This window comes from Epibacterium sp. HA2-3 (genome assembly GCF_055693725.2).
In genome coordinates, this window is the sequence record NZ_JBVFUL020000005.1 from 108,593 (window position 1) to 129,260 (window position 20,668).

Here is a 20,668-nt window from a genome sequence, read left to right on the forward strand (position 1 = left end):
GGTCATGCTCCGCTCTGTTGCGCGCCCGCCATCGCCTGGCCGCGTCCCTGCGGACTGGCCAAGGTGGCGCGGATCAGCACCGACAGATACTCCAGCCCATGCACCGAGGCATCGCGCAGCCCATGGCCGCCCATCAGCTTGGAGCATTGCAGAAGATGGGTGTCGATGGCGTTGTGGATCTGGTCCGGCGCCTCAAACCCCTGCGCGCCCGGCGCGAGGGCCAACTCCCGGCGCAGCTGGCTCAGAAAGGCCCAGCTGCTTGAGAACCGCGCTTTGACCAGCTGGTGATGCAGGGTTTTCTGGCCAAGACTCTCCCGGTCGCGCAGATGGGCAAACGCCAGATCGAGCGTGCGCGCCAAAAGCCCCGCCCGCAGGGCCACAACCAGCCCATGCACCTGCGGCGCGATGGGCTGCGGGGCTCTGGGCTCCAACTGCGACAGCACCAGATCGTAACAGCCGATGCCGGGTTCGCGTTCGGTGTCGCGGATCACCAGATCCCCCGGCGCCGCCGACAGGGCCACCAGTGGTGCGCCCGGGCGATGCACCGCATGGCAGGCCCCCGCAAGGAACCCGTCACGCCCCGTCGCCAGGAGGCAAGTCGCCTCCAGCGCATGCGCGGGTTCGGCCTGGCGCGCGATGTCAAACACCTGTTGCGCCGGTGTTTCGGCCTCGCGATCAAGCATGCGCCCGCTCCGCCTGCGCGAGGCTGGCCTCCACATGCTGCACCAGGTTCTCCATGGTGTTGAACCCGGCCTGCCCGATGGTCTCGGGATCAAACCGCAGCCCCGGCAGCTTGTCTTCGAGCCCCAGCAGGAACTGCACGAACATATAGCTGTCGAGGTCAAAATCCCGGTCAAACCGCATCTCGGGGCGCAGATCGGTGACCGGGCGTTCGAGAACCTCGCTCAGAACCTCGGAGATGGCGGTGGCAATGGTGGTGTTCATAAAAGACTTCCTTCGTCTTGCGCAAAAGGGATGGGGTCGTGGGCTCAGCTGAGGCCGGGGGCGGGGCGGGTGTCCGGCTGGCCCGCGCCGGGGCGAGCGGGGAACTCCTGATCGGTGGCCACGGGACGGGCGCGATCGAGGAGGCAGGCAGCAAAGGTGACGCCGGTGCCCGCCGCCAACAGCAGCACCTGCGGCGCGGGCGCACCGCTCTGCGTCAGCGCATCGAGATTGAGCAAAGGGTCAGAGCAATAGGCGTGGCCCGTGCCCGCCACATCGCCGCGATAGCTGCGGTGCTGCCAGTCAAAGGCCCGGATCAGCGCCTCGGTGACGGGTCGGTTGAGGTTATGCGGCACAAAGACCATCTCCGGGTCGAGCACCCCGGCATGGCGGTCCAGGAATCTGCGCACAAAGTCGATCAGCGCCGGGGTATAGACCTCCTGCAATGCGCTGCGATCCTCGGCACGCATGGCCTCGGGATTGATATGGAACCGGGGCAGGTGATGCACATCGCTCGCCCGGAGCTGCCAGGCGCCGGGGTCCGGCGCACCATTGAGCACCGCCGCTGCGGGCACTTCGGCCAAGAGCCCGACGGTCAGCCGCGCCACCGATGGATGAAACGCCTTCTCGCCCGTCAGGAGGATCACAGGCGCCCGCTCGGCCCCGCCCCCCGCACCGCTGCAGGCCTCTAGGAAATGCAACGCGACCAGCGCCGAGGCGCAGCTTGTCATCGACAGCCCTAGCACCTCCCAATGGGCCAGCCCCTGCGCATCCGCGAGACGGCGCAGCCAGTTCTGATCGCTTAGCGTGTTGTGGGTCTGGGTCTTGCAATAGACCAGCATCCCCGGCCTTTGCCCGCCATCAGAGAGCTGCGCCACCGCATCGCGCAGCACCGCACCAAGCATCTCGGTTTGATCGCCGCTCTGGCGCATCACCGATTGCAAACCAAAAAATCGATCATACATCTTGGCCGAGGCGACCGTGAGCCCATGGCTCCCGCCAAGCTCCGAGATCGGCACTTTCTGGCCGCCATCCTGCGACACCGCGATGTGGCTGAGGCGTATGCTGGCGTTCATTGGGCCATTCATGGAGCCGTTCCTCTTTGAGGTCGTCCCAACGGCGGGCGACCTCAAAACCGCTACAACGGCGTAAAATCTTGGGCGTCCAATTTCACGAATTAGGACGCGCTAGATTGCGAATTAGGACTTCTTTAACCTCGGTGGGGCGTGGCCTAGATCACGACAAGCCTCTGTAAAGAATGTCATAATTCTCGCCACATGAATCCCTTAACCCGCTACGGCGCCGAGTGCGCAAAATTGGGGCTGGCTGCATAAATGCACCTCTGGAGATATGATCGCGTTCCAGCGCCCCCGCCTCCACGGCCTCGATCAGGACGGCGCGATTCCCGTCTTTAGGCCCTGCGCGCGCAGACCATGCGGCGGGCCGTTCAATTGCGCGCGTCAGATCCGCACGGGTGCTTTCTTTGCTGCCTCCGATCGCGCGGAGCGCGGGTCACGCAATATATATAACATAATCATCATTATGGCATCATGTGATAGTCGGCGCCGAAACAGACCATGACCCGTAAAAACACAGGCGGCCCCCGGACACCGGAGGCCGTTTTATGGTGCAAATCCGCGCGATCACGCCTTCGCGTTTTTGGGGCCTTGCGGGATCAGACCCTGTGTCATCTCACACCAGCGGCCCCACGCTCAGGCCTTCCTGCGCCGGTGGGTGCGACCTCATCCGGCTCTGTCCGCAAGCGCCGTCGCCGCCCTGAGGAACGCCGCCTCCGTTTGCGCGAGGTCCTCCTCGCTCAGCGCCAGCGAGGGATAGAGTTTCCCCGGAGATTTAAAGACCCCTTCCGCCCGCAGCACCCGGTTCCAGATCTCATTCGATTTGGGGTCGGCATGTTTTGCACTGCGGTAATCGACCGGGATCTTGTCGGTGAAATAGATGTCAAAAAGCGTCGGGTCACCGCAGATCCGATGCGAGATGCCACGCGCCGAAAGCGCCTTTGACTGCATCTGCATCAACCGCTCTCCAAGGTCCCGAAGCCGCTCGTATTGGCCGGGGCGCTGCAGGACCTCCATCGTCTTCAGCCCCGCGGCCGAGGCAACCGGATTGCCCGACAGAGTCCCCAGTTGCATCAGCCATTTCTCGGCTCCGACGGTGGCCTTGTCAAAATGCGCCATGATGTCCGCCCTGCCCCCCAGCGCCGCCAGAGGGAAGCCGCCGCCGATGATCTTGCCCAGCGTGCAGATGTCCGGCACCACGCCATAGCGCTCCTGCGCGCCACCATAAGCGAGGCGAAAGCCGGTCACGATCTCGTCAAAGATCAGCAGCACGCCGTATTGGTCACAGAGGTCGCGCAACCCTTTCAGATAGCCAGGCTGGGCCGGGATGATGCGTTGCAGCGGCTCCACGATGATCGCGGCAATATCGCGATGCTCCTTCAGCAGCGACGCCACCGCCGCCAGATCGTTGAACGGCGCAATCAGCATCTCGTCCGCAACACCCTGCGGGATGCCCGCACTGTCGGGCACGGCGGTCGGAAAATTGACGATGCGGCTTGGGGCCAGGCTCATCTGCGCCTCGGCGGACATGCCGTGATAGCCGCCCTCGAATTTCAGGATCTTGGACTTGCCGCTATAGGCACGAGCAAGGCGGATCGCATACATGTCGGCCTCGCCCCCGGAGGTCACAAAACGCACCTGCTCACAGCAGGGCACCGCCTCCACGATGGCCTCGGCAAGCGCGATGCCTTGGGCGTTATTGGCAAAAAAGGTCATCCCCTTGGGCAGTTGTTCGAACACGGCCTCCAGAACCTCCGGGTGGCCGTGCCCCAGCAGCATCGGACCGGAGCCGATGAGATAGTCCACATATTCGCGGCCATCTTCGTCCCAGACGCGGCTGCCCTGCCCGCGCGCGATGATGATGCTGGCGTCGAAATTGCCAAAGCCCGCTGCGGGCAGAACCTCGCGGGCGCGGTCGATCCATTCGGCTTGGGTGTGGGTGCGGTGCATAAAATCAATCCAGTATCAGGTCGGGCGAGCCGAGGGCGGTTTCATCGATGGCGATCCCAAGCCCCGGTCCATCCGGGGGCGCAATCCGTCCCGCGATGCGGGTCGGCGCGGTCGGGGCAAGACGCGGGGCGACATAGTTTGAAAGGTCACAGACATTGAGCACCCGCTGCGGCGGGCTTGCGGCTCCGAGGTGCAGCGCGGCGGCGGTCACGATGTCACTGCCCCAGGTGCATTCGATGCACATCTTGGCCCCCAGATGCAGACAGAGATCACGGGCGCGCCGCGTCGCGGAGAGCCCCCCGAATTTCGAGAGTTTCAGCGCCACCGCATCCATGATGCCAAGCTGATGCCCGGCCAGCAGCGACGCGGTGTCATGCGCCAGCTCGTCCAGTTTCATCGGCAAGCCCGTGGCCGCCTGCACCCGCGCGCAGTCTTCGAGCGTGGCGCAGGGCTGTTCGAGCATCACATCCAGATGCGCCGCCCCGCGCCCCACGCGAATGGCATCAAGGGTCGTCGCGCCACAGTTCCAGTCGCCATAGACAAGATAGCCGGGCCCAACGCTCTCGCGCACCTTGGCCAGCCGCTCCACATCCGTTTGCCAATCCCCGCTCGCGCCCAGCTTGACCTGAAACTGCGTAATCCCTCCGGCTTTGGCGTCGCGGGCAATACGCGCCATGTCGTCCGGCACCACGCAGGTGATGGAATGATAGAGCGGCAGGCTCTCCTGTCGCCGCCCGCCAAGCAGGGCATGAAGCGGCAGCCCCGCCGCCTGCCCCGTGAGATCCCAAAGCGCAATATCTAGCGCCGATTTGGCATAGACATGACCGGGCAAGTGGCGATCCGCCTGCGCCATGAGCGCTTCGGCGCCAAGGGGATCTCCCCCCAAAAGCACGGGCGCCAGCTCGGTCAGGGCCGGGGCGACCCCACGGGCATAGGCGGGCAGGTAATGCGGGATGGGGCAGACTTCACCCCACCCGGTCAGGCCCGCGTCCGTGTCGAGGGCGATCACAACGGTCTCAACCGTGTCGCAGGTTTTGCCATCGGCCATGTAATAGGTGGCGTGGCTCGTCAACGGGACATGCCAGAGCCGCAGTCGCGTGATCCGCGGCCCCGATCGCGCGCGGGCAAACGCCGCAGCGGCCACCTCGTTCATTCCGCCGGCTCCGCGACAGCGTCCATGCGCGGCAGCAGGCTTTGCGGATCATAGGCCGGCTCGCCAAGCACGCGGGCCGCGCGCGCCGCCCCGTGGATCACGATCTCAAGCCCTGTGCCGGGCACAGCGGCCCGCGGCTTGACATAGGCAAACGCAAGGATCTTGCCGACCGTATGGCCAAATACGATCGATGCGATCGAGCCCACGACCTCGCCCCCCAGCAGCACCGCTTCGCCGCCATGGCCGTCGATCTCGCCATCGGGTTCGATCTCCAGATAGGCACAGACCCACGGCAGATCCGTGTTCAAAGTCTGCTCTTTACCCAGATAGGATTTGTCCGTCCGGGCAAAGCGCAGCACATCGGCCTCGGCCAGCGTGACTTCGTTGGTCAGCTCCCCTGCCCCTTTGAACCCCTTTTCCATCCGCATCACATTCATGGCAAAGCTGCCGTAATCGGCAATGCCAAACGCCTCTCCCGCGGCCCAGAGCGCCGCATAGACATCCGACATCGCATCAAACGGCATATGGAGCTCCCAGCCCAGCTCCCCCGCATAGGACATGCGGAAGGCCCAGACGGAATGTCCCGCGATCTCGATCTGTTGTGCCGAGAGCCAGCGAAACGCCCCGTTGTCTAGCCGCGCCGAGGTGCAGCCCTGCAACACGCTGCGCGCCTTTGGACCATTGAGCGACAGCGCGCCCCATTGATCCGACAGCGCAGTGACAGTGACCTCGACCCCCTCACGATGGGCTGCAAGATGATCCAGAAGGCGCTGCTCAAAGAAGGCCGCGCAGACGAGATAGAACCGATCTTCGGCCATCCGCACGATGGTGGTCTCCAACTCGATCCGCCCGCGCCGGTTCAGCATATGGGTCAGCGTGATCGACCCCACCTTCTGCGGCATCCGGTTCGCGGTGAGCCGGTCGAGCAACTCATAAGCCCCCTGCCCTTCGACCAGCACCTTGGTGAAGGCTGTCACATCCATGATGCCCACCCGCTCACGTACGGCTTTGACCTCGGCGGCGACCACGTCATCCACGGCGGTGCGGCGAAAGGAATAGTGATCCTCCTGGGCAACGCCCTCTGTTGCAAACCATCGCGGCCGTTCAAACCCATAGACCTCCTCAAAGACCGCGCCCTTGGCCTTGAGCGTGTCGTAGAGCGGCGAGGGTTTGACCGGGCGCCCGGCAAGGCGGTTGAAATGCGGGAACGGAATTTCATGGCGCAGGCAATAGTCTTCCTTTGCCTTGATCACCTGCCAGTCCTTGTCCGCATAGGCACCAAACCGGCGCGGGTCATACTCGCGCATCGAGATATCCGCCGCCCCATGCACCATCCAGCGCGCCAGTTCCCGTGTAAGGCCCGGGCCCCAGCCGATCCCGATCTGGGTGCCGCAGCAGCACCAGTAGTTGCGCACGCCGGGCGCAGGGCCGATCAGCGGGTTGCCATCCGGCGGGTGGCTGATCGCACCATGAACATCGCGGCTGATGCCGAGTTCCGCAAAAATCGGCATGCGGTTCAGGCTTTCTTCGAGCCAGGGCATGACCCGGTCATAATCCGGTGCAAACAGCTCGTTTTCGGCCTCCCACGGGCAGTGATCTTCCCAGACGGTATTGGGATTGGCCTTCTCGTAAATGCCGATCAGGCCTTTCTTCTGTTCCATGCGGATGTAGCCGGAGACTTTGCGGTCATCGCGGATCACCGGCAATTCGGTTTCAAGGTCGCGGAACTCGGGAACCTCGTCAGTGACAAAATAGTGGTGGGTCATCGAGGTCATCGGCAGTTGCAGCCCGGACCATTCGCCCATCTGCCGCGCATAGGTGCCGCCCGCGTTGACCACATGCTCGCAGGTGATGGTGCCCTGTTCGGTCTCCACCACCCATTCGCCGCTCGGGGCTTGGGTGATGTTTGTGGCCCGGCAGCGGCGAATGATACGCGCCCCCTTGGCCCGCGCGCCGGCTGCCATCGCCATGGTCACATTGGTTGGGTCGACATGGCCGTCATCCGGCGTGTGCAAGGCGCCCAGAACGCCCTCAAGGTTGTAGAACGGGTGCAGTTCGGCCACCCGCTCCGGCCCCACCAGTTCGATATTGAACCCAAGCGATCTGCCCACCGACAACGTGTGCCGGAGCCAGTCCATCTCGTCCTCGGAATAGGCCAGCCGGAACGACCCGCAGCCGTGCCATGTCACCGCCTGCCCCGTCTCGGCCTCCAGCGCCCCCGCATAAAGGCCGATGTTGTAGTCCACGCATTTGCCAAGGCTGAAGCTGGAGGTGGAATGGGTGATCTGCCCGGCCGCATGCCAGGTGCTCCCCGACGTCAGCTCCGCCTTTTCCAGCAGAACCGTGTCCGGCCCCCACCCTTCATGAGCCAGATGGTACGCCAGCCCGACCCCCATGACTCCTCCGCCGACGATCACAACGCGTGCATGGCCGGGCAACTGATGTTTCGACATGGTCGTTTCCTTTGTCTGGGAGTCGCAAAACTGTTGGACAGGCTATGTGGACATGTGTACCACTGTCAATCATGAATGGCACAAATGTATCAAACGCGGTTTTGAACCGCCTCACCGAAGAATGGGACGCGCTCACCCCCGAGGCCCAGAAGGCCGCGCGGTATGTCCTGGAAAACCCTGCAGACGTGGGGGTCTCGACCGTGCGCGAGATCGCCGACGCCGCCAAGGTCAAGCCCAACACCTTCGTGCGGATGGCGCGGCAGGTGGGATTTGAGGGCTACGAGGACTTTCGCGCACCGTTTCGCGATGCGATCCGCCAAGGCGCAGTCAGCTTTCCCGACCGGGCGCGCTGGCTGCAGGACATCCGCAAATCCGGCGATCTCGGCGGGCTCTATGCCGATATGGCCGAGGGCGCGATCCGCAACCTCGAGGAAACCTTCGCCGGGATCGACGCCAACACGCTGAAAACCGCGGCAGAGGCGATCTGGAACGGGCGGCAGATCTTTACGCTGGGCGTGGGCGTGAACAATGCGAACGCGCGCAACTTCACCTATCTCGCATCGACGGGAATGGTGCAGTTCCACGCAATCCCGCGCCCCGGCTCCACCCCCACCGACGATCTGGCCTGGGCCGACGAGCGCGACGTGCTCATCGCCATGTCCATGCGCCCCTACCGCAGCGAAGTCGTCGCCGCCATCGACATCGCCCGCGAACAGGGCATGACCATCATCGGCCTGAGCGACAGCCTGGCCAGCCCGATTATCCGCGCCGCGGACCACGGCTTTGTGGTCTCTGTCGACACGCCACAGTTCTTCCCCTCTTCGGTTTCCACCATCGCGCTGCTGGAAACGCTGCTCAGTTTTGTGATCGCAGTGGCCAGTGACGAGATCGTGGACCGTGTGGAGACCTTTCACAAACGTCGCCACCAGCTTGGCATCTATATGGAGGAGCCGGAATGAAAGATGACGCAGCCCCCGTCCGTTCGTTGGACGCACGCTACTACATCGATCCAGAGGTTTTCGAAGTGGAAAAGGCGGGGCTGCTCGCGCGCACATGGCAATTTGCCTGCCATGCCAGCCAGTTGGAAAACCCCGGAGATTACGTCGCCTTCCAGCTCAACGACGAGAGCCTCTTTTCCATCAAGGGCCGGGACGGAGAAATCCGCACCTTCTACAACGTCTGCCAGCACCGCGCGCATCAATTGGTCAGCGGCGAGGGCAGCACCCGCGTCGTGGTCTGCCCCTACCACGCCTGGACCTACGAGCTGACCGGCAAGCTGCGCGCCGCCCCCAATTCCAAATCCGTGCCGGGGTTTGAGGCGTCGGAAATCTGTCTGACCGAAGTGCGCACAGAGGTCTTTCTGGGCTTTGTCTTTGTGAACCTCGACCCCGAGGCCGCCCCCATGGACCAGTGGTTCCCCGATGCGCGCGCGGAGCTTCAGGCCTTTGTGCCAAACTGGGCGGACCTCAAGCCGCTGGAATGGGTGGAAATCCCCGAAAACTGCAATTGGAAGGTGTCGGTCGAGAATTATTCGGAGTGCTACCATTGCACCCTCAACCACCCGACCTTTGCAACCGGCGTGATCCAGCCCGAAACCTATGACATCCAGCCGCAGGGCCAATGCCTGCGCCATACCACAAAATGCAGCGATCTCAGCCAGATGAGCTATGACATCGACAGCGGCTTTGCCAATAACGACAGATATTCGTCGTGGTTCCTGTGGCCGATGTTCAGCTTTCAGGTCTATCCCGGCAACCTCCTGAACACCTATCACTGGCGCGCGGTTGATGCGGATCATGTGGTGGTCTGGCGGGGCTGGTACTCCGTTGGTGGTGTTGACGATGAAACCGTGCGGCGCATGGCCCAGCAGGACCGGGCCACCACGGTTGAGGAAGACATCCATCTGGTAGAGAGTGTCCAGCGCGGTCTGAAATCGCGCGGATACGTCCCGGGGCCACTGGTGGTGGATCCACGCTGCGGGGTGAATTCGGAACATTCAATCATGCATCTGCAACGTTGGATGCGGGAGGCAGTAGATGGCTGACATAAAGCCGTATTGGCAAAATTACATTGATGGTGCGTGGGTGGATGGCGGCGCAGGGCGCATCGACGTCACGGACCCCGCGACCGGCGAGACGCTCGCCGAACACGCGCTTGCAGATGTGGCGGACGTAGACCGCGCCGTCATGGCCGCGCGCCGTGTGCACCTCTCTGGTGCGCTCACTGCCATGCGCCCGATCGAACGTGGCCGCATGGTGCAGGCCATGGGCCGCTTCCTTCTGGAGCACAAAGACGAAATCGCCCGCGTTCTGACACGCGAACAGGGCAAACCCCTCTGGGAAAGCCACATCGAGATCGAGGGCGCCGCGCTTTATTTCGAGTATTACGGCAATCAGGCCAGCACGGTCGAAGGGCGCTCCATCCCGCTTGGGGCAGGCTACATGGACTGGACCGAATACGAACCCTTCGGCGTCTCGGCCCAGATCATTCCCTGGAACTACCCGATCGAGATGACCGCGCGCTCACTTGCAGCCGCGCTCGCCACCGGCAATGCCTGCGTGATCAAATCGCCAGAGATGACTCCGCTGACAAATGCGTGGTTTGCGCTGGCCAGCGAGGCGGTCGGCTTTCCCAAAGGCACGGTCAATGTGATCTGTGGTCTGGGTCATGATGCGGGGGCGGCACTCGCCGGCCATCCCGGCGTCAACCAGATCGTCTTTACCGGGTCGGTTCCGACCGGCATCGCGATTGCCACCGCCGCCGCGCAGAACGTGGTGCCCTGCGTGCTGGAACTGGGCGGCAAATCCGCTGCCATCGTGCATGATGACGCCGATCTCGATGCCTTTGAAAACGACATCCGCTGGGGCATCTACTTCAACGCGGGTCAGGTCTGTTCGGCCATGTCGCGCGTGATCGTGCATGAAAGCCGCCATGACGAATTGGTGGCGCGCGCTGAAAACGTGGCCAAATCGCTCTCGGTTGGTCCGGGGGCAGAGCGCGACACATTTGGCGCGAACATGGGTGCAATGGTGAGCGAAGGACAGCGCGATCGCGCCGTTGGCATGGTGGCACGCGCCGCGGAACAGGGCGCAACCGTTGTCGCCGGTGGCCGCAAGCTCAACCGGGCCGGTGCCTTCCTCGAACCCACGGTTCTTGCGGGCGTAACCCCGGAGATGGAGATCGCAAGCAACGAGGTCTTTGGTCCCGTCTTGTCGGTCTTGTCCTTCAAGGACGAAGCAGAGGCCCTCGAGATTGCAAATGGCACAGACTACGGGCTGGTCGGCGGTGTTTTTACGGCTGATCTGGACCGGGCCACCCGCGCAGCCCGTCAGATGCGCACCGGGCAGGTCTTTGTAAACGAATGGTACGCAGGCGGCGTGGAAACCCCCTTTGGTGGGTTCGGCAAATCCGGCTACGGGCGCGAAAAAGGGCGTGAGGCGCTCTGGAACTACGTGCAGACAAAAAACATCGCGATCCGGTTGAAAGGATAAAGCATGAGCACATTCGACGAGGACCTCTTTCTCAAGGGTCTGGAGCAGCGCAAGGCGACATTGGGCGCCGAATATGTCAAAAAGAACCTCGCCGCGGCCGATGATTTCACCCGCCCCTTTCAAGAGGCGATGACCGCCTGGTGTTGGGGCTTTGGCTGGGGCGACGATGTGATCGACCCCAAGACCCGCAGCATGATGAACCTCTCCATGATCGGCGCATTGGGCAAGATGCACGAGTGGGAAATCCACTGTCGCGGTGCGATCAACAACGGCGTCACCCCAGAAGAGATCCGCGCGATCATCCATGTGATCGGTATCTACTGCGGGGTGCCCCAGGCGCTCGAGTGTTTCCGCGTTGCGCGGCGGGTTCTAGAGAACGAGACCTGAGCGACAGTCTCTGGGCGACGTTCAGTGAGCAACATGCGCTCTGGGGGATGTCCCTTCCGCATGCCGCCTCATTGAACGTCGCCCGTGAGCTGCATCACATCAGAAGCTGGGCACGAAGCCCCCTCCCCTACCCTTCTTGGTGCAACGGCAGTGATGAACATTCTGAAGGCCGTGTCCGCCCCCTCCTCCGGACCGCCAAGCCCTGATGCGCCGCTCTAAGCGCATTCTGCCCCTGCCCCATGCAGAACCATCTATACGCAGCCCCCTGCCCTCCTCCGCTCTGGCGGCCCGCTGGCAGCACGTGTGCCGAACTTGAAATTCGGCGCGAATGTCGTTATATACCGTCAGTATCACTGATGGAGCGTATAAGATGCACATTACGAACTTTGCCGAAGCCGGACAGTTCGAACCTCGCAAGATTGCCGCGGTTTTGCGTACCTCGGCCGAAGAGATCGCATTGACCGTTGGACTGGGCAAGGATGCCTTGCAACGCCGCGCGCGTATCAGCTCGGACAAGACCCAGCGTCGTCTGCGCGAATTGGTCGAGGTGCTCAACAAGGTCGAGCCGCGGTTTGGCTCGGAACTGATGGCCTATGCGTGGTACCGATCTGAACCCCTACCCGGCTTTGACGGCAGAACGGCGATGCAGCTTGTACAGGAAGGCAAAGCGCAGCAGGTGCTGGAATACATCGATGCGGTCGATGCGGGTGTCTTTGCCTGATGCCATTGAAAGACGGACGCTACACAGGGCCCCTCTATCGGGCCCTGAACCCGGTCTATGCGCGCGAGCCGCTCTCGGGTCGTGGTGCGGAACTCTATGGGGGGCGCTTCAACGCCAAGGGCACCCCTGCCCTCTATACCGCGCTGGATCCCACGACGGCCCTGCGCGAGGCCAATCAGGTCGGCAGCCTGCAACCGACCATCCTGGTGTCCTACACCGCTGACCTCGGCCCGATCTTTGATACGCGCGACGCCCAGAGCCTGACGCGATACGACGTGACCGATACCCTGTTGGCCGACCCGGCGTGGCGCATGAAGATGCTCGATGGAGACAAGGTCCCGACCCAGGATCTTGCGCGGGCCCTCATCAGGGATGGGTTTGCTGGGCTGCTGATCCGGAGTTTTGCGAAGGGGGCCACGGCAGCTGATTTCAACATCGTGTTGTGGAGCTGGACGGGGGAAGGCTGCCCTTTGGCGGTTGTTGATGACGAAGGTCGGCTGTCGCGCATGTGATCCTCTTGGGAAGGGGCGATGAGTCCGATGCTGATTTTGCAGTGACCCTTTGCGCGGTGTTTGCGTCGACTTCGGAGTGCAGAGGGGTACAAGCTGGTTCCCATGCATGGATGCGACAGTGATCGTGCTGGTGACACCCTACGTCTTGCTTTGACCATCGCTCATCGCTGCGCTTTCCTTCTTCCGGGTCTCATCTTTGATCGTCCGACCAGGTTTCGGTTCAGGTCTGTGTGAAAGTTCACAGCTGTGAACTTTTGCGATCCGCCGCAGGGGTGCAGGCACGAAGAGTTCACAGCTGTGAACTTTTGTCTCCGTTGCCGTTGATCTCTGCACAGACCCAAGCATCAGTGTTTGCGCAGCAGGGCCATGACCATCGGGCCGCAGGAGAACGATCCAGATGCGGCTTTGGCGCTGAGGTGGCGGAGGTAGCCGCCGGGGTTCTTGATCTCTTCAAACCGTTCAAGCATGGCAGCAAGGACCACCGCGGCCTCTGCCGGACCCATCACACTCAGGGCTTCTTCCCAGGCAGAGGGAGAAATTCCCATCATCGGGCGGATGTGATGCGCAGCCTTGACCAGATCATGCCAATGTCGGATCGGCTGATCGCAATAGGTCTGGAGGCTGGAACAGGCAGCAAGGGCAACAGAAAGCGGCATGTTGGGCAGTCTATCAGCGACAGGTGAGGATCCCGTATCCGTACCGTGCGCCCTATTCAGATCGCGGTGAGCTTCGCGGTCTTGCGCAACGGGGCAGGGGGCGTGAGCGCTGGGTTTCTCTTTCTTCTCAGCAGCTACCGCTTGCTGTAAAGAACCACCCTCTGTTGCAGAAACGATCCCCCCCGCGTCTTCAGATTCAAAAGAGTCTTTCTGTGAATTCTGATGGTGCTGCTCAATTTCAGCGTCTTTGCTGCTCAGTTTTGATGTTTCGGCAGGGGCAGAGGTGGGGTTGTCCACAGGCTCTGGGGCTGGCTCCATCGGGTCGAGCACATCGCGGGCCTCGTCCAGAGCGACACGCAGCTGTGCCTCTATCTGTGCCAGATCGGTGAGCGAGAGCTTGCGACGCAGCGCGCGTGCCGACAGGGCAGCAAGATCGCCAAGACGATCCCAGAGCGGCAGATCCGGGCGCACAGAGAGGCCAAATTCTGCAAGCCCCGCAAGATCGCGCCGCATCAGGCTCACGGTCTCGCGCAGGCGCTTCAGGCGGAATTCCTCGGCGCGTACATCCTCTGCCAGCATTTCGATCTCTTGCGCACGCAGCCGCAGGGGAGAGAGATCAAAGCCATAGGCGACCTTCTCGGTGCCATAGCGCCGCGCATAGCGTTTGCCATTGGGACTGTCGCGTCTGAGCAGCAAACCGGCCTCGACCAGGCGGGCGAGATAGCGGCGCATGGTGGAATTGGCCATGCCGTTGAGCCGCTCGCAGATGCTCTGGTTCGAGGGGTGAATGACAAGGTCGCGGTCCACGGGCAGCTCGGCTCCGGACCAGAAGCTCAGGAGCGCTTGCAGCACGGAGAGATCCCGGTCGCTGAGACCAAAATGATGCCGGGCGGTCGCGAGATTGCGCAGCACATTCCACTTGCTGACAGGTGCAAGTGCGGTCGTGGGCTGAGACCTCGGGGCCTCGGGATCGGTGGATGCGGCAGGCATACGGGAACTGGCCGCCTGAAGCTGCGTCTGACGTTTGATCAGAACAGCATCAACGGTGCGCCCAAAAGGCGTGACAGGATGATACCCCATGTTTCATTCACGAAGACAAAGAAATCCCGTTCTGCGAATCACATTTGACTTGCAGTTTCAGGCTCCTGACACTAGCTTGATGGTGCTAAACACAAGTCAGGGTCTCGTGGAGCGATGTCTTTGCGGGACCTTTTCTTTTGTCTGCTCGTGCCTCCTTTCTTAGCTCGTTTCTTATTTTGTTATGTGTCTTCAGACCGTTGCAGCCAACGGGCGTGAAGGTCGGCGATCAGGTCCTGCGCTTCGGCTTCGACCCAATCGGCAAATGCCCCCTCGGTGAGATCAATCTGAACCCCCTTGGCGGTGCGGCGCACGCTGCCGGTTTTCTGCCCATCCAGCGTCAGGGCGCGCGGTTTGCTGCGCGCAGGCTTGGCGGTGGTACGCGCCGGGGCAGGGGAGGAGGGCAGGGCCTTCATGACCGCCTCAAAGGCGGCGGTCGAGGTCTCTTGCGGGTCCTGGATGTCGCCATTGAGCGTGGCACGGCTGGCGTTGACGTGGACCTCTTCGGCAATCGCGATCAGCGGCGCGGGATCGGCGCCGGTCTCGGCAAGGGCGCGGCCCAGTTCGTCCCAGCGGGGGCGACCGATGTTGGGGGCCGGGCCGATGGCGCGGGCCAGATCCACACCCACCGCATCGAGAATGGCCATCGCCATCGACACGGAGGATTTGGTCACGGTCAGCACCTCGGCGACCTGCGACTGGTTGCCAAAGCCCTGCTCGATAAGCTCGCGCGCAAAGATCGCCCGCTCGATAAAGGTCAGGTCGCGACGCGCCATATTCTCGGTGATCTGGGCGCGCACGGCGCTGTCGTCATCCATATTGGCGACCAGCGCGCGGACCTTGCTGACCTTGTTTGAATGGCGGATCGCCTCCAGTCGGCGGCGGCCATAGACCAGCAGATAGCGGTCCGCATGGGCCGGGTCGCGGCGCACGAGGATCGGCACAGTCTGACCAGAAGTTTCAATAGATTCAATAAGATCAGCCACATCACCGGGGGCGAGGCGATCCTCGATCCGCAGGTTGGTGATCGCGTCGGGATCGAGCTCCCAGACATGATGGGAATCCACCGCATCGCGCGCGGCCCGCAGCGCCCGGTTGGTGGACATCATGGAGCTGCCTGCCGCGGCGGATGGCCCGCCGGCGGCCGCGAGGCTGTCGAGCATGGACATGCGTTTTTTCTTGCCGCTGGTCATGTGCGTCCCCAGGTCTGCTGGATCAGGTCGGAAATCTCGTCATTGACCGCGTTCACGCTCTCGATGGCGCGGTCATAAGTAGAGCGGGTGAAGGCGGAGCGCTCGACTTCGTAGAGGGTCTGCTTGGTGAGGCCTGCGTCGGAAATCGCGGTGGATTTCAGCATCGGCGCATTGAGCACCTTGTCGCCATACATGGTGCGCAGGAAGGCCACGATACGGTTTTGCGGCGCGTCCGAGGGTTCATAGCGGGTGAGCACATAGCGCATCCAGTCATGCGACATGTCGGCGCCGCTTTCGGCGATCACATCCATGAGGTCGGCGGTCATGCGCAGGAATTGCGACATCGACATCACGTCGAGCATCTCGGGGTGGATGGTGACAAGCACGCCGGTTGCGGCCGAAAGCGCGGACATGGTGAGAAAGCCAAGCTGCGGCGGGCAGTCGATCACCACCACATCATAGTCGCCGTCCACCTGTTCGAGCGCCTGCTTGACCCGGAAGAAGAACAGCCCCGCCTGACCCTGCGCGAGCGCGCGGGGGGTTTCGTGTTCGAACTCCATCAGCTCCAGATTGCCGGGGATGAGGTCGAGGTTGGGGATATAGGTCTTGCGGATCACCGAAGCGATCGGGGCCGGGTCCTCGTAGCGGATCGCATCATAGAGCGTGCCGCCATCCTGCAGGTCGACCTCGGGCTGCACACCATGCAGCGCGGTCATCGAGGCCTGCGGGTCGAGGTCGATCGCCAGCACCCGGTAGCCACGCAGCGCGAGCCGCTGGGCCAGATGCGCGGAGGTGGTGGTCTTGCCCGAGCCGCCTTTGAAGTTCATCACGCCGATGATCTGCATGTGGTCGCCCTCGCGGCGGCCGGGCAGGTAATCGCCGGGTTTACGGGCGGTTTTTTCCAGAAGATGACGCAGATCCAGCATGTCCTGCACCGAATAGAGCCGCCGGTTGCCGGGGGTGAGCTCGGGGGAGGGGCCTTTGCCATCCAGATGCAGCTTGCGCAGATAGCTGTCGTTGACCCCCAAGAGCGCAGCCGCCTCGCCGGAGGTGAACTTGCGCATCACCTTGGCGGCGTCGGGGGGAAAGAGGCTTTCGCGTTGATTGTGCAATTGTGCGGCCAGCCATTCGGAATGCTCCCGAATAAGCTGGTTGAGATCCTCATGCAGCGCTTCTGCTGCTGCCGGAGCCTTGGTCGTTGCCATCGCCGTCCTGCCCTCGTATCCTCTGTGACGGTTCCACTGTGACGGTGGCGATGGCGCAAGGAGCCGCCTCAGATCGGGCGTTTTCTCTTCAGCCTGCCGCCGTGTTCACGGAAATCGACGTTTGTTGTTATCTTTCCGTGACTATTTACCGCCGAGCGGGATTCGTGCAAGGGTTTTCTGCCCAAGTTATCCACAGGATGCGCAATTTTTGAGCCCCGCAGACGCGGTGATGGCCTCTGGGGGCGGAGAAGCTTGCGCTGTCATACCCGTGACACGAGACTAAAGTCATTCTGCAATAGCCAGCCGAGAGGCCCGCCGCCCAGTCCTGTCTCTCTGTGACCTTTGGCATCCGGGACGGTGCGCCAAACCGCCCCTATGTCAGCGTCGCATATGCGGCGAAACGCCAAGGTGCAGAAGACCCGAAGTCGGCCCGCAAGCCGCCGGATGCCGCGTGGGACAGGATGGAGACCCGCGGTCGCCTCGCCCTTTCTGGCGAGGGATTTTCGCTGCGTAAACCCGTGTGGCGAAACCCCGCCGAAGCGCGTAAGTCACAGAAAAATTGACTAAATTATCGGCTTGATAAAATCTGTAGACGACATAACCTATAGGAGATTCGTTTGCCAGTGTTTTACCCTATGGTTGTTTGAGGGCACATTAATAAGACCGCGGTTCCGGCCAGCTATTGACCGCCGCCGTTGCAGACACCCTGCAATGCGCGCCGTCCAGCGAGAGAGACCGACTTTCCCAAAACCCAACCCAAGACCAGATGTGGTGCACTGTGCGTTATCAGTGAGTGGGAGCGAGATTAGATTTGGACATTCAACAGCTAAGAGTCTTTGTCACCGTTGCAAAACATGGCAGCATCACCCGTGCTTCTGACATTCTGTGCCGCAGCCAGCCCTCGGTGAGCGCGCAGATCAAGAGCCTGGAGACGACACTCGGGATCACGCTGTTTGAGCGCACCTCGCGGGGCATGGTGGTCACGCAGGGGGGCGAGCGCCTTCTGGATGAGGCGATCTCGCTTGTGGATCGGCACAAACAGTTCATGCAGGAAGCCTCGCGACTGAAGGGCAGTGTCTCGGGGCTGTTTGCCATGGGCGCGGGGCGGCATTCGGGCAACGGCTTTGTCAGCTCTTTCCTGCATCTGGTCTCGGAGCGCTTTCCGGAACTGGAAATCGAGCTCAAACACCTGGCCTCGGCGCAGGTGATCGAGGGGCTGCGCGATCAGTCGCTGGACATGGGATTTTTCACCGAAACCGAAAGCGACACCTCTGATCTGACGCTGGTGGAGGTGGCCAGTTTCGGCATCTACCTTGCGGCGCCGCGCGGAATGATCCGTTGTTCAGAGACCCCTGACTGGGCGCGTCTTCAGGATCAGATCTGGATTGTCTCGTCTCATGATGGCTGCTGCGGTCGCTGGGCCAATGCCCTCATGGAGCAGCATGACATTCGCCCAAGGCGGGTGATCAAGGTTGATGACGAGGCGGTGACGCGGACGCTGGTCGCAAGCGGAGCCGGGGTCGGGCTGGTGCATGTCTCGGGTGATGAAGCGCTGACGCCGCCCGATGACATCGACCTGTTGCACCGGGTGCGCAAGACCGCGCGGATCATGTGCGGCTATCTCGAAGCGCGCAGCGATGATCCCTCTATTCGCGCGGTAGATGAATTGGTTCTGGATTTGCTGAAATCTCAACAAAAAGGCGAAACGCCCTCCTTGTTGCAATTGGCGTAATCACAATTTCATTTGAGAATCCCCAAATAAGGGAATACGTCATTCGAGAGTGATTATTTTTGGAGTTGTCATGATTACGATTTATAGCCTCTGTGGCAAAGACGATATTCATTATTCCCCGCATGTTTGGAAAGTCATTATGGCCCTGCATCACAAAGGGCTTTCATTTGACGTGGTGCCGGTGGATTTCTCGACGATCCGCGACATCGAGGGTGGTGCGTTCAACAGCGTGCCGGTGCTGCGCGATGGCGATCGGGTGATCGGGGACAGCTTTGAGATCTGCACCTATCTGGATGCCGCCTACCCGGATGCCCCGGCGCTGTTTGCCGGTGCGGGCAGTGAGGCGCAGGTGCGGTTCCTGGAAAGCTATTGCCTGACGGCGCTGCACCCACCGCTCGCGGTGATCGCGGTGATGGCGATGCATGACATCATGCATCCGGGCGATCAGGCCTATTTCCGGGCCAAACGCGAAGAGCGTTTTGGCGTGTCCATCGAGGCGCTGGCGGAAACCGCGCCCGCCGAGCGCGCGCGATTGCAGGAGCGGCTGGCGCCGGTGCGTGCCGTGCTCACGCATCATCACTGGCTTGCGGGCGATGCCCCGGCGATGGCCGATTACGTGGTGTTCAGCGCCTTGCAGTGGTGCTGGGTCGTGGGGCTGCGCGATCTTCTGTCCCCCGACGATTCGGTGGCGCAGTGGTTCAGCCGCTGTCAGGCCCTGTTTGGAGGGGCGGCGCAAAAGCCTGCTGGAGCCCCGCGCGGAGCCTGAGCTGAATCTGCGCGTACAAACCGGCAAAACCCGGCCCAAATTCATCTGATGCGCGCCCCGATCGGGGCGCGCTTTTTGTTGGTTTTGGGGCATTTACGGCTGTGTCACCAAAGCCGATAGCTGACCTCAGTTTTTCCGAATTGCGACAAAGCGCGTCATTGGATCATATGAGTCCCAAGGTTGCGATACGTCCTGAGCCGAATTGATTTTTGAAACGGTTGGAAATGAACAAGTAAATGGTTGCGTATCCGAAATTGAATTTCAGTCAATTGATGATGCCATTGGAGGACTCTTGAATGGACGTCGCGCTTATGGACGGTCCCAGAGACCAACGCAGTGAAGACATATCCAAAACCTATGACTGGGTGCGCCATGTTCATACCCTGGGACCGGCTGGCACCAACTGTGAAAAGGCGGCGCTGAAATGGGCGGCGCTCAAGTGCCGCAATGCTGCGCTTGTCCTGCATGACTCGATGGAGGAGGCCGCAGAGCAGGTCGCGGCCTGCGGCTGTTCGGTGCTCCTGAGCGTGGTGGCCTACCCGCAGCTGCATTCGATCATCTACGAGCATATCGCGCATCTGGGTCTTCTGGATGTGTTCATCATGAAGACCGACGACATGGTGCTGGCCTCGGTGAGCGGCGCCATGCCGACGCTGTGCCAGACCCACCCGGCGCCGGAAAAGCTGCTGCCGCCCGAGATGCAGCGGATCTATGCGACGAGCAATTCCCACGCGGCCTCTGAGGTGGCGGCAGGGCGGGGCGATGGCTGCATCACCACGCGTGCCGCCGCCGAACAGCACGGGCTTTTGGTGGTGCAGACCTTTGGCCAGGTGCCGATGGGGTTCACCATTCACGGCCCGCTCAAACATGCGGGCTGCGCGGACACCGCCTTTGACGTTTCAGCACCAGATCACAACAGGAGTATTTCCCAATGACCCAACGCGCATTTGAGACCCGGATCGAAGTCCGCTACCGCGACACCGACTCGATGGGCCATATCAGCAGCCCGATCTACTACGACTACATGCAGTCGGCCTATCTGGAATACATGCACGCGCTGCTGGAGCTGCCGAAGTCCGAAAAGCTGCCGCATATCATGGTGAAAACCGCCTGCGAGTACATCAGCCAGGCCTATTACGGCGATACCGTGGTGGTGCTGAGCAAAGTGTCGAAATTCGGCGGCAAGAGTTTCGAGATCGACCATGAGATCCGCCTTGGCAGCGCGGACGGCCGGGTGGTGGCAAAGCTACAGTCGGTGCATGTGATGTTCGATTACGAAAAGCAGAGCACCTACCCGGTTCCGGACGATTTTCGCAGCCGCGTCGCCGATTTTCAGGACGCCGCCTGAGCGCGC

19 protein-coding genes are annotated in these 20,668 nt (G+C 61.9%); 10 read left to right on the top strand and 9 right to left on the bottom strand.

Going from position 1 to position 20,668, the window contains the following annotated elements:
- Nucleotides 1-2 precede the first annotated feature (2 nt).
- From ACZ1HH_RS20305 to ACZ1HH_RS20330, 6 genes are all read right to left on the bottom strand, one after another.
- Nucleotides 3-683, bottom strand: coding sequence for a hypothetical protein (locus ACZ1HH_RS20305; RefSeq protein WP_472635776.1), 681 nt, complete (start codon nucleotides 681-683; stop codon nucleotides 3-5).
- Nucleotides 676-945 carry an acyl carrier protein gene (locus ACZ1HH_RS20310; protein WP_416370226.1) on the bottom strand — a complete coding sequence of 90 codons (270 nt, stop codon included), beginning with the start codon at nucleotides 943-945 and terminating at the stop codon, nucleotides 676-678. The genes ACZ1HH_RS20305 and ACZ1HH_RS20310 overlap by 8 nt, the downstream gene beginning before the upstream one ends.
- 44 nt (nucleotides 946-989) lie before the next feature.
- Nucleotides 990-2,018, bottom strand: coding sequence for a 3-oxoacyl-[acyl-carrier-protein] synthase III C-terminal domain-containing protein (locus ACZ1HH_RS20315; RefSeq protein ID WP_487320565.1), 1,029 nt, complete (start codon nucleotides 2,016-2,018; stop codon nucleotides 990-992).
- 666 nt (nucleotides 2,019-2,684) lie between these two features.
- Entirely contained in the window at nucleotides 2,685-3,968 is a 1,284-nt protein-coding gene (locus ACZ1HH_RS20320) for an aspartate aminotransferase family protein (RefSeq protein ID WP_472635774.1), read from the bottom strand.
- Between the two features lie 4 nt (nucleotides 3,969-3,972).
- Entirely contained in the window at nucleotides 3,973-5,121 is a 1,149-nt protein-coding gene (locus tag ACZ1HH_RS20325; protein ID WP_487320566.1) for a mandelate racemase/muconate lactonizing enzyme family protein, read from the bottom strand.
- On the bottom strand, nucleotides 5,118-7,574 hold the full coding sequence (locus ACZ1HH_RS20330) for an FAD-dependent oxidoreductase (RefSeq protein WP_472635773.1): 2,457 nt from the start codon (nucleotides 7,572-7,574) through the stop codon (nucleotides 5,118-5,120). Before ACZ1HH_RS20330 ends, ACZ1HH_RS20325 begins: the two co-directional genes overlap by 4 nt.
- 71 nt (nucleotides 7,575-7,645) lie before the next feature.
- On the opposite strand from ACZ1HH_RS20330, the gene ACZ1HH_RS20335 reads away from it, so the two are divergent.
- The 6 genes from ACZ1HH_RS20335 to ACZ1HH_RS20360 all read left to right on the top strand — a co-directional run bounded on the left by ACZ1HH_RS20335 (nucleotide 7,646) and on the right by ACZ1HH_RS20360 (nucleotide 12,685).
- Nucleotides 7,646-8,533 (top strand): MurR/RpiR family transcriptional regulator, encoded by an 888-nt coding sequence (locus ACZ1HH_RS20335; RefSeq protein ID WP_416370230.1) that lies wholly within the window; start codon nucleotides 7,646-7,648, stop codon nucleotides 8,531-8,533.
- Nucleotides 8,530-9,618 (top strand): aromatic ring-hydroxylating oxygenase subunit alpha, encoded by a 1,089-nt coding sequence (locus ACZ1HH_RS20340; RefSeq protein WP_472635772.1) that lies wholly within the window; start codon nucleotides 8,530-8,532, stop codon nucleotides 9,616-9,618. The genes ACZ1HH_RS20335 and ACZ1HH_RS20340 overlap by 4 nt, the downstream gene beginning before the upstream one ends.
- Nucleotides 9,611-11,065, top strand: a complete 1,455-nt coding sequence (locus tag ACZ1HH_RS20345) for an aldehyde dehydrogenase family protein (RefSeq protein WP_472635771.1) — start codon at nucleotides 9,611-9,613, stop codon at nucleotides 11,063-11,065. The genes ACZ1HH_RS20340 and ACZ1HH_RS20345 overlap by 8 nt, the downstream gene beginning before the upstream one ends.
- Nucleotides 11,066-11,068: 3 nt before the next feature.
- Nucleotides 11,069-11,452 (top strand): carboxymuconolactone decarboxylase family protein, encoded by a 384-nt coding sequence (locus tag ACZ1HH_RS20350; protein WP_472635770.1) that lies wholly within the window; start codon nucleotides 11,069-11,071, stop codon nucleotides 11,450-11,452.
- A gap of 370 nt (nucleotides 11,453-11,822) precedes the next feature.
- The gene (locus tag ACZ1HH_RS20355; RefSeq protein ID WP_416370234.1) at nucleotides 11,823-12,173 is read left to right on the top strand and encodes an MbcA/ParS/Xre antitoxin family protein; all 351 of its coding nucleotides are present in this window, start codon (nucleotides 11,823-11,825) and stop codon (nucleotides 12,171-12,173) included.
- The gene (locus tag ACZ1HH_RS20360; protein WP_472635769.1) at nucleotides 12,173-12,685 is read left to right on the top strand and encodes an RES family NAD+ phosphorylase; all 513 of its coding nucleotides are present in this window, start codon (nucleotides 12,173-12,175) and stop codon (nucleotides 12,683-12,685) included. The genes ACZ1HH_RS20355 and ACZ1HH_RS20360 overlap by 1 nt, the downstream gene beginning before the upstream one ends.
- A 344-nt stretch (nucleotides 12,686-13,029) precedes the next feature.
- Here the strand turns inward: ACZ1HH_RS20360 and repC are convergent, their stop codons facing one another.
- The 3 genes from repC to repA all read right to left on the bottom strand — a co-directional run bounded on the left by repC (nucleotide 13,030) and on the right by repA (nucleotide 16,816).
- Nucleotides 13,030-14,421 (bottom strand): plasmid replication protein RepC, encoded by a 1,392-nt coding sequence (gene repC / locus ACZ1HH_RS20365; RefSeq protein WP_487320567.1) that lies wholly within the window; start codon nucleotides 14,419-14,421, stop codon nucleotides 13,030-13,032.
- A gap of 179 nt (nucleotides 14,422-14,600) precedes the next feature.
- On the bottom strand, nucleotides 14,601-15,611 hold the full coding sequence (gene repB, locus ACZ1HH_RS20370) for a plasmid partitioning protein RepB (RefSeq protein WP_472635767.1): 1,011 nt from the start codon (nucleotides 15,609-15,611) through the stop codon (nucleotides 14,601-14,603).
- Nucleotides 15,608-16,816, bottom strand: coding sequence for a plasmid partitioning protein RepA (gene repA / locus ACZ1HH_RS20375; protein WP_416370238.1), 1,209 nt, complete (start codon nucleotides 16,814-16,816; stop codon nucleotides 15,608-15,610). The genes repB and repA overlap by 4 nt, the downstream gene beginning before the upstream one ends.
- 811 nt (nucleotides 16,817-17,627) lie before the next feature.
- Here repA and ACZ1HH_RS20380 point away from each other — a divergent pair.
- The 4 genes from ACZ1HH_RS20380 (at nucleotide 17,628) to ACZ1HH_RS20395 (ending at nucleotide 20,662) form a co-directional block, all read left to right on the top strand.
- Nucleotides 17,628-18,548, top strand: a complete 921-nt coding sequence (locus ACZ1HH_RS20380) for a LysR family transcriptional regulator (protein WP_416370239.1) — start codon at nucleotides 17,628-17,630, stop codon at nucleotides 18,546-18,548.
- A gap of 70 nt (nucleotides 18,549-18,618) precedes the next feature.
- Entirely contained in the window at nucleotides 18,619-19,314 is a 696-nt protein-coding gene (locus tag ACZ1HH_RS20385; RefSeq protein WP_472635766.1) for a glutathione S-transferase N-terminal domain-containing protein, read from the top strand.
- 296 nt (nucleotides 19,315-19,610) lie between these two features.
- A complete protein-coding gene (locus ACZ1HH_RS20390; protein ID WP_416370241.1) occupies nucleotides 19,611-20,249 on the top strand; it encodes a prephenate dehydratase in 639 nt (212 codons plus the stop codon).
- Complete coding sequence (locus ACZ1HH_RS20395; RefSeq protein ID WP_416370242.1) at nucleotides 20,246-20,662, top strand: acyl-CoA thioesterase; 417 nt, start codon at nucleotides 20,246-20,248, stop codon at nucleotides 20,660-20,662. The genes ACZ1HH_RS20390 and ACZ1HH_RS20395 overlap by 4 nt, the downstream gene beginning before the upstream one ends.
- Nucleotides 20,663-20,668 lie beyond the last annotated feature (6 nt).

Excerpts from the sequence above, each read along its gene's own strand:
- ACZ1HH_RS20305 (WP_472635776.1), bottom strand. The coding sequence starts at position 683 with ATGCTTGATCGCGAGGCCGAAACACCGGCGCAACAGGTGTTTGACATC.
- ACZ1HH_RS20310 (WP_416370226.1), bottom strand. The coding sequence starts at position 945 with ATGAACACCACCATTGCCACCGCCATCTCCGAGGTTCTGAGCGAGGTT.
- ACZ1HH_RS20315 (WP_487320565.1), bottom strand. The coding sequence starts at position 2,018 with ATGAACGCCAGCATACGCCTCAGCCACATCGCGGTGTCGCAGGATGGC.
- ACZ1HH_RS20320 (WP_472635774.1), bottom strand. The coding sequence starts at position 3,968 with ATGCACCGCACCCACACCCAAGCCGAATGGATCGACCGCGCCCGCGAG.
- ACZ1HH_RS20325 (WP_487320566.1), bottom strand. The coding sequence starts at position 5,121 with ATGAACGAGGTGGCCGCTGCGGCGTTTGCCCGCGCGCGATCGGGGCCG.
- ACZ1HH_RS20330 (WP_472635773.1), bottom strand. The coding sequence starts at position 7,574 with ATGTCGAAACATCAGTTGCCCGGCCATGCACGCGTTGTGATCGTCGGC.
- ACZ1HH_RS20335 (WP_416370230.1), top strand. The coding sequence starts at position 7,646 with ATGAATGGCACAAATGTATCAAACGCGGTTTTGAACCGCCTCACCGAA.
- ACZ1HH_RS20340 (WP_472635772.1), top strand. The coding sequence starts at position 8,530 with ATGAAAGATGACGCAGCCCCCGTCCGTTCGTTGGACGCACGCTACTAC.
- ACZ1HH_RS20345 (WP_472635771.1), top strand. The coding sequence starts at position 9,611 with ATGGCTGACATAAAGCCGTATTGGCAAAATTACATTGATGGTGCGTGG.
- ACZ1HH_RS20350 (WP_472635770.1), top strand. The coding sequence starts at position 11,069 with ATGAGCACATTCGACGAGGACCTCTTTCTCAAGGGTCTGGAGCAGCGC.
- ACZ1HH_RS20355 (WP_416370234.1), top strand. The coding sequence starts at position 11,823 with ATGCACATTACGAACTTTGCCGAAGCCGGACAGTTCGAACCTCGCAAG.
- ACZ1HH_RS20360 (WP_472635769.1), top strand. The coding sequence starts at position 12,173 with ATGCCATTGAAAGACGGACGCTACACAGGGCCCCTCTATCGGGCCCTG.
- repC (WP_487320567.1), bottom strand. The coding sequence starts at position 14,421 with ATGGGGTATCATCCTGTCACGCCTTTTGGGCGCACCGTTGATGCTGTT.
- repB (WP_472635767.1), bottom strand. The coding sequence starts at position 15,611 with ATGACCAGCGGCAAGAAAAAACGCATGTCCATGCTCGACAGCCTCGCG.
- repA (WP_416370238.1), bottom strand. The coding sequence starts at position 16,816 with ATGGCAACGACCAAGGCTCCGGCAGCAGCAGAAGCGCTGCATGAGGAT.
- ACZ1HH_RS20385 (WP_472635766.1), top strand. The coding sequence starts at position 18,619 with ATGATTACGATTTATAGCCTCTGTGGCAAAGACGATATTCATTATTCC.
- ACZ1HH_RS20390 (WP_416370241.1), top strand. The coding sequence starts at position 19,611 with ATGGACGTCGCGCTTATGGACGGTCCCAGAGACCAACGCAGTGAAGAC.
- ACZ1HH_RS20395 (WP_416370242.1), top strand. The coding sequence starts at position 20,246 with ATGACCCAACGCGCATTTGAGACCCGGATCGAAGTCCGCTACCGCGAC.